The sequence below is a fragment of the Fulvivirga lutimaris genome (assembly GCF_009711525.1).
In the GTDB taxonomy this organism is placed as follows: Bacteria; Bacteroidota; Bacteroidia; order Cytophagales; family Cyclobacteriaceae; genus Fulvivirga; species Fulvivirga lutimaris.
On sequence record NZ_SMLV01000288.1, the window covers coordinates 1 to 6422 of the forward strand.

At 39.1% G+C, this 6422-nt stretch carries 10 protein-coding genes; 9 read left to right on the forward strand and 1 reads right to left on the reverse strand.

The genetic code is table 11. The annotated features are described in order from the left end of the window. From E1140_RS21395 to E1140_RS04925, 6 genes are all read left to right on the forward strand, one after another. Positions 1-612 (forward strand): hypothetical protein (locus tag E1140_RS21395; RefSeq protein ID WP_221412636.1); only part of this gene is annotated, 612 nt, incomplete at its 5' end. Between the two features lie 10 nt (positions 613-622). Then, positions 623-1387, forward strand: a complete 765-nt coding sequence (locus tag E1140_RS04905) for a dienelactone hydrolase family protein (protein ID WP_155179658.1) — start codon at positions 623-625, stop codon at positions 1385-1387. Between the two features lie 70 nt (positions 1388-1457). Next, positions 1458-1775, forward strand: coding sequence for a hypothetical protein (locus E1140_RS04910; RefSeq protein WP_155179661.1), 318 nt, complete (start codon positions 1458-1460; stop codon positions 1773-1775). Beyond that, the gene (locus E1140_RS04915; RefSeq protein ID WP_155179664.1) at positions 1772-2431 is read left to right on the forward strand and encodes a DUF2461 domain-containing protein; all 660 of its coding nucleotides are present in this window, start codon (positions 1772-1774) and stop codon (positions 2429-2431) included. Before E1140_RS04910 ends, E1140_RS04915 begins: the two co-directional genes overlap by 4 nt. Then, positions 2428-2757 (forward strand): YciI family protein, encoded by a 330-nt coding sequence (locus tag E1140_RS04920; RefSeq protein ID WP_155179667.1) that lies wholly within the window; start codon positions 2428-2430, stop codon positions 2755-2757. Before E1140_RS04915 ends, E1140_RS04920 begins: the two co-directional genes overlap by 4 nt. Before the next feature lie 2 nt (positions 2758-2759). Next, the gene (locus tag E1140_RS04925) at positions 2760-3998 is read left to right on the forward strand and encodes a sigma-70 family RNA polymerase sigma factor (protein ID WP_155179670.1); all 1239 of its coding nucleotides are present in this window, start codon (positions 2760-2762) and stop codon (positions 3996-3998) included. On the opposite strand, the gene E1140_RS04930 is transcribed toward E1140_RS04925, so the two are convergent. Continuing rightward, the gene (locus E1140_RS04930) at positions 3965-4441 is read right to left on the reverse strand and encodes an SRPBCC family protein (protein ID WP_155179674.1); all 477 of its coding nucleotides are present in this window, start codon (positions 4439-4441) and stop codon (positions 3965-3967) included. The two genes, E1140_RS04925 and E1140_RS04930, sit on opposite strands and share 34 nt — an antisense overlap. 155 nt (positions 4442-4596) lie before the next feature. Here E1140_RS04930 and E1140_RS04935 point away from each other — a divergent pair, with 155 nt between their 5' ends. The 3 genes from E1140_RS04935 (at position 4597) to E1140_RS04945 (ending at position 6405) form a co-directional block, all read left to right on the forward strand. After that, positions 4597-4926: an antibiotic biosynthesis monooxygenase family protein gene (locus E1140_RS04935; protein WP_155179678.1), complete on the forward strand. Its 330-nt coding sequence runs from the start codon at positions 4597-4599 to the stop codon at positions 4924-4926. A gap of 1 nt (position 4927) precedes the next feature. Next, positions 4928-5692, forward strand: coding sequence for an SDR family NAD(P)-dependent oxidoreductase (locus E1140_RS04940; protein WP_155179681.1), 765 nt, complete (start codon positions 4928-4930; stop codon positions 5690-5692). 146 nt (positions 5693-5838) lie between these two features. Further along, positions 5839-6405, forward strand: coding sequence for a hypothetical protein (locus E1140_RS04945; protein ID WP_155179684.1), 567 nt, complete (start codon positions 5839-5841; stop codon positions 6403-6405). Positions 6406-6422 lie beyond the last annotated feature (17 nt).

The following is a 6422-nucleotide window of genomic DNA, read 5'->3' on the forward strand; positions in this document are numbered from 1 at the left end:
GAGCAACTGGAAAAATTGAGAGCTCTACCAAATGGAACTCTAGGAAGAGAAATAGCCAACTGCCTAGATTCTCATAAGCTAAATTTAGTTCCTGGTTATGAATCTCATGATTTGAAACATTCTTTACTGAATTACAAAATGACACCAATTGATGAAATTCGAATGCAATCTTTCATGATTGGAAATGGCAATATTAGCCTGCCAAGCATTGCAATTTTCACTTTTGGGTTCATCTTACTACCACACAAATGGATTCAATTAGCAAAGGATTTTTATTTAGGACTTAATTCCAAATCAATAAAAAATTGGACTATTGATGCTTATGCAGATAAGGATCTAGAAAGCCTGAGACTAGAAGTAATTATGACTGATAAAAAAGAAATAAGAGTTCAAACCTTGATGCAAAAAGTTGCCTATTTAGGTTCATTAGCAGCTATGATTCTTGGTGGTTTGGGAATGATTTATTGCATACCATTTCTTTTCTCATCTGTAGTTGAAGATTTAATTGGAGCTGGCTTTCCGTTTGTTGGAGGAGCAATATTATTTATTGGTGGTTTAATTAGCTTATCTATTAATTCTAAGAAGGGAAGAGAGAGCTACAGTATCGCTTAATTGATACACATTGACCAACCAAATCTCTTCCTACGACAAATGGTCATTTACAGCAACAGTAAGTGGCATGCACCCCATTACCCATGATGTGTATTCCAGAGGTGAAGGGAAACTGTTAGTACTTATTCAGGAGCTGCCGGGTATTGGTCAGGAGACTTTAGCGCTCGCTGATCAGTTTGTCAATAGAGGTTATAAAGTAATCCTGCCCCACCTGTTTGGGCCGCTGGGTAAAACAGCCGTACTGGGTAATATTGTTAGAATTTTCTGCATGCGCAGAGAGTTTAAAATATTCTCAACACAGCAATCCAGTCCGATAGTAGATTGGCTAAAGGCGCTCTGTAGAAAAGTGAAAGATGACCATCAGGTGAAGGGTGTTGCCGTTATTGGCATGTGTCTGACGGGCAATTTCGCCATTTCTCTGATGGCTGATGACGCTGTTTTAGCCAGCTATTCAAGTCAGCCTTCTCTGCCCATATTTAAACAGAAATCACTGCATTTGTCAGATGCCGAAGTAGAAAAAATCAAAACTCGCCTCGATGAATTTGGCCCAATGCATTGTGCCCGTTTTGAAAAAGACAAGATTTGTCAGGCTTCTAAATTCGACTTGTACGACAAGACTTTTAATCAAGATGGTAAGGAGCGAATTAAATTGCATACTCTTCCCGGCAAAGGTCATTCTATAGTCACCCTTGATTTTGTGGATGAAACCGGCCACCCCACAAAAGCATTGCTCAAAGAAGTAATCGATTATTTTGATGCTTCTTTAATAGCGTAAAACTGCCGTTAAAAATAGATCGACATGTGTCCTATTTTATTAACTTCAATTGACATTTATTAAAAGGCATATGGAAAAAGAACTTTTTAATAATATAAGGGAGCAGTTCTGCTTATCAGATTCTAGAATTAAAGAGGGAAAAATGATGAGCTCAGAAGCCATCACTTATGATGGTAAGGTCTTCGCATTCTTTTCTCGCAAGCAGAAGATGGTTTTTAAATTGGGGAAAGATTTCGATCCCGATAAGGCAGGAAAAGACATTGCCGTCTTCAATCCATTTACCAATAGGCCTCCCTTAAATGGCTGGTTTGAAATTCCTTTTACAGAAAAAGAACTCTGGACCACCATGACAGAAAACGCACTTCAAAAACTTAAAGCAGAAATATGATTACAAAAGAATATATCTCCTTTTTCAAAGGGTTGGAAAAAGACAACAACAAAGAATGGTTTCATGCCAATAAGTCAACCTATGAAACTCATGTAAAAGCTCCTTTTATAGCGTTAATGGATGATTTAATTAATGAGATTCAGGAATTCGACTCAGACATTTCCATGAATGCCAAAGACTCCATTTTCAGAATTAACAAGGACGTCCGTTTTTCTAAAGACAAAACCCCTTACAACACCCTCATGAAAGCTGGGGTTTCACCAGGTGGAAAACGGTCGGAGCTGCCAGGTTATTATCTGGGCATTAGTGCAGATACTATTCACATGGGCGGTGGATTATTCAATCTTGACACCACCAATTTGAAAAAAGTAAGAACCTATATTGTTGATAATGCTGAGGAATTTAAGAAGCTGATAAACGACACCACCTTTGTCCAGCATTTTGAAAGTTTGAAAGGTGATCAGGCCAAGCGGCTTGATACACAATTCAAAGCAGTACAAGCAGAAGTGCCAGATATTGCTAACAAGCAATTTTACGCCATGACCGAACTTCCATTAAAAGATTATGTCGGTTCTGAAAAACTAAAAAGCGTTATTATGGATCGTTTCAAACTGATCTCACCTATGGTTCGCTTCCTAAAAAAGGCATTACAATGAAACAATACCTTCTCTTATTAAGAGGCAAAGGAGCATTGGACTATTCTCCTGAAGAACTCCAAAGACGACTAGAGGAATACCGAGAATGGGTGGGAACCATTCAGGAGTATTATATTTCAGCTAATCGACTTGAACGTGAAGGAACACTGATTACTGGCAAGGGTGAAATAAAAACTGATGGGCCATTTCTGGAATCAAAGGAGATTATTGCAGGCTATATAATTATTCAGGCGCTGGATTTAGAAAAAGCCACTGAAATATCAATGTCCTGCCCTTTATTGAAATACTTTGAAATTATGGTAAGACCAATGGTGATGCAAGAGTAGAAGTGAATTTACCAAACCATCATACACACCAACTCGCAGCGCATTTTTTCAGGCATAGTTATGCCAGAACCGTTGCTATATTGGTGCGTTATTTCGGACTAGATCAGGTAGAAGTTGCCGAAGATATTGTGCAGGATACACTGGTAGAGGCCGTTGAAAAATGGAGTATCCATGGTATTCCAGACAATCCTGATGGCTGGATTATGGATGTGGCCAAGAAGAAAACCATTAACCTGCTTAAAAGGAAGCAGCTATTTGCTACCAAGGTTGTTCCTCAACTCCAGGATGTTGAAAGTGCAGAAGCACTAGTAGCTGATAGCACTTTGCGAATGATCTTTGCTTGCTGTCACCCAGCCCTGCCTACAGAATCGCAGATAGCACTGGCGCTTAAAACGCTTTGTGGTCTTAGTATTCCTGAAATAGCTAAGGCCTTATTAACCTCTGAAGACAATATAAATAAGCGGCTTTACAGAGCAAAAAAGAAACTACGTGAAGAAAAAATAGCTTATGATATTCCAGTAGCTACATCTCTAAATGACAGACTTGACAGTGTGTGTAAGACGTTATATCTGTTGTTTAACGAAGGGTATTATGCTCCACATCATAAGGAGGTATTAAGAATTGATTTATGCTATGAGGCTGTAAGGTTATTAAAAGAGGTTGAGGAAACCTTCCATAATTCAGCAAAGGTGAATGGACTGCTTGCCCTCATGATGTTTTCATTATCACGTTTCGAAAGCCGTTTAGATAAAGATGATTCACTTATTTGCCTGCAAGATCAAAACAGAAGCCTGTGGGACAAAGACCTGATTGCTCAAGGCATGAATTATCTCACCAAAGCTATCCGTACCAAAGAAATTAATACCTACCAACTTCAGGCGGGTATAGCGGCAGAGCATTGCATGTCACCAGACTTTGCTTCTACTAACTGGCAAAGTATTTATCAGCAATACACTATCCTGGAATCCTTAGATTCAAGCTTTCTGGTAAAAATGAATAGACTGATTGCCTATTTTTATCTGGGCCACAAAACTGAAGCTTTAACAGCGATGCATGCTTTAGAGCATTCTCAAGGTTTTGCACAAAACACGTCATACTACATGACATTGGGTACTTTATACCTTAACATGCAAGATGATGATAACGCAAGGTACAACCTTAAAGAAGCCTTGATATTCGCCAAAAATGAAAGGGAGAAAGACCTTATTCAAACACGACTTGCCTCCATCGATTCTATATAGTTTTTTAGTCCATTGACATACTTCGGTGGCGCCTTTTTGAATTGTGGTTTAATAATTATTGCATTCATAAGCCTACCAATTAAGCCTAATTTCATAAGATAGTTAAATGTGAAAGTAACTCTAGTCTGGCTTCCTCGCGATTCTAATTCGAGCATTCCTTTCATATAATGGCAAGGAGGCAACATTTTACCACCTATAACTTCGGCAGTAAAAGAAACACCATCTGTCCATTGGACAACCTCCTCCTCCATGGCACCCATGGGTAGAAGTTCACAATACCTTTTGGCGCCAAGTCCCTCCTTCTCATTGATGCTTTTGGATGATTTCACCAATGGATGAAAGTCTGATATTTTACCAAAATTTCGCACTACCTTCCAAACCAATTCTTGAGGTGCATTGATAATTACAGAAGCTTTGAGCTGTGTTGAACTGTCCTTTTTCATAAATGTTTTCCTCTATGTCAATTGAGGAAAAGGAAATAGGACACTTTAATTAAAGTCTTCCAACTGGTAGGTATAACTGAAGTAAGTCGAGTAGTTTGAAATTATTAGTTAATTTGACTCATAAATATTCAGGTCGAAAAGATTTAAAATATTAAATGAAACAAATAAGCGTAATCAACTCAATAGAAGTACCCGAAGGGCATGAAGAAATGGCCATTAAAGTGCGTGATATCTATATCGACTATTTTAAAACAAAGCCGGGGTTTGTAAGCTCAACCTTTTACCGAACCATCAACAGTGAGAACAAATTCAACTTTGTCAACATTGTGGTGTGGGATTCTTATGAGTCTTTTCAAGCTGTGGTGAACAGTGGCTTCGAAAATACCGAAGGCCTTAATGAAGATAATATGAAAGTACTGGGCAAGGGCTTTCCTCCTCCCATCAAAGTATCGCCAGGCCAGTTTGAGATTATAAGAAATGACTGATATGACCTATCCAACTTTCAGACTTGATCACCAGATTGTGGTAATTACCGGAGCGAGCAAAGGCATTGGGAGAGGTATCGCCAAAGTGATGGCCCATGCAGGAGCTACAACCATTCTCTGCGCCCGCAGTGCAGCTGAATTAAAAACGCTACAGGAGGAAATAAAAACAGAAGGTGGTATTGCGTATGCCTTTCCTCTGGATGTCAGTTCAGTAGCTAATATTAAAGAAACTTTTAAAAGCATCTTTGATACATTTAGTCGCATAGATGTACTTATCAATAATGCCGGATTGGGCTTTAATCATCCAGCTCTGGAAGTAACGGAATCCGATTGGGATGAAATGATGAATGTCAATATGAAAGGTCTCTTCTTTTGTGCCCAGCAGGCCGGTAAGTACATGGCCAAAAATAATTATGGCCGCATTATCAACATGAGTTCACAGGCCAGTTTGGTGGCCATTAAAGACCACGCTGTGTATTGCGCTTCTAAGGGTGGCCTCAATATGATTACCAAAGTGCTCGCTTTGGAGTGGGCAGAACAGGGAATAACAGTTAACAATATTGCTCCTACTTTCACATACACCCCTGGTACCGCAGAGCGGTTAGACAATCCTGAATACCTTGAAAAGGTACTCGACAGAATACCGGTAAAGAAAGTAGCGGATATTAATGATATTGCCTCGGCCATTCTATATCTAACAGGTTCAAATTCCGGTATGACAACAGGCACAACCTTGGTTATTGATGGTGGCTGGACGGTGCAGTAAAGTTTAGCCCAACTCTTGCCGGACCTGTTCTGGCCTGTCTGCCACAGGCAGGCATCTCTTTTAAGCAAAAGACCCCCAAATTAAATTCTGAGAGATTCAAATAATTGCTTAATTTGATCTGACCAAGACTTAATTAATAACCATCGATGATCTTAAGCACGGTTCACCAAAAACTGGAAAGACTGGCCACTAAAACAGGAATAACCATTCTGTTTGTCTTAGCACATAGTGTGTTGTTAATCATGATGACGTACACCTTTCCAAAAATTAATGCACAATTGGGTGCAGAAGCATTTGATTTAAGGCCTGCTGGTTATTCTCCGTCCGAAGCTATGGCTTTGCTTCAAAATTTAGATCTTGCTTCCACTAATTTTTACCTATTTCCTCAGCTATTTTTATTAGATGTACTTTATCCTATTTTACTAGCCTTTCTCTTAAGTACATTGATTATTCGGTTATCCCGATTGTGCAAAGTGAATCCAAATAGTTTCTTTTCAAATCTGTACGTGCTGCCCTTTTTAGCGATGTTGGCGGACTATGCAGAAAACATCATGATCGCAATTATGATATCAGAACCAGCAAATGTTACTTCTGGATTTGTTCAAACAGCAAGCATATTTACTCAACTGAAAGCCGGAATTACCACCTTAAGCTGGGTTTCTATTATTGTTCTTTTTGTGTTATGGCTGGTTAATAGAAAGTCAAATAAATAATTCTTGCCGGACCTGTT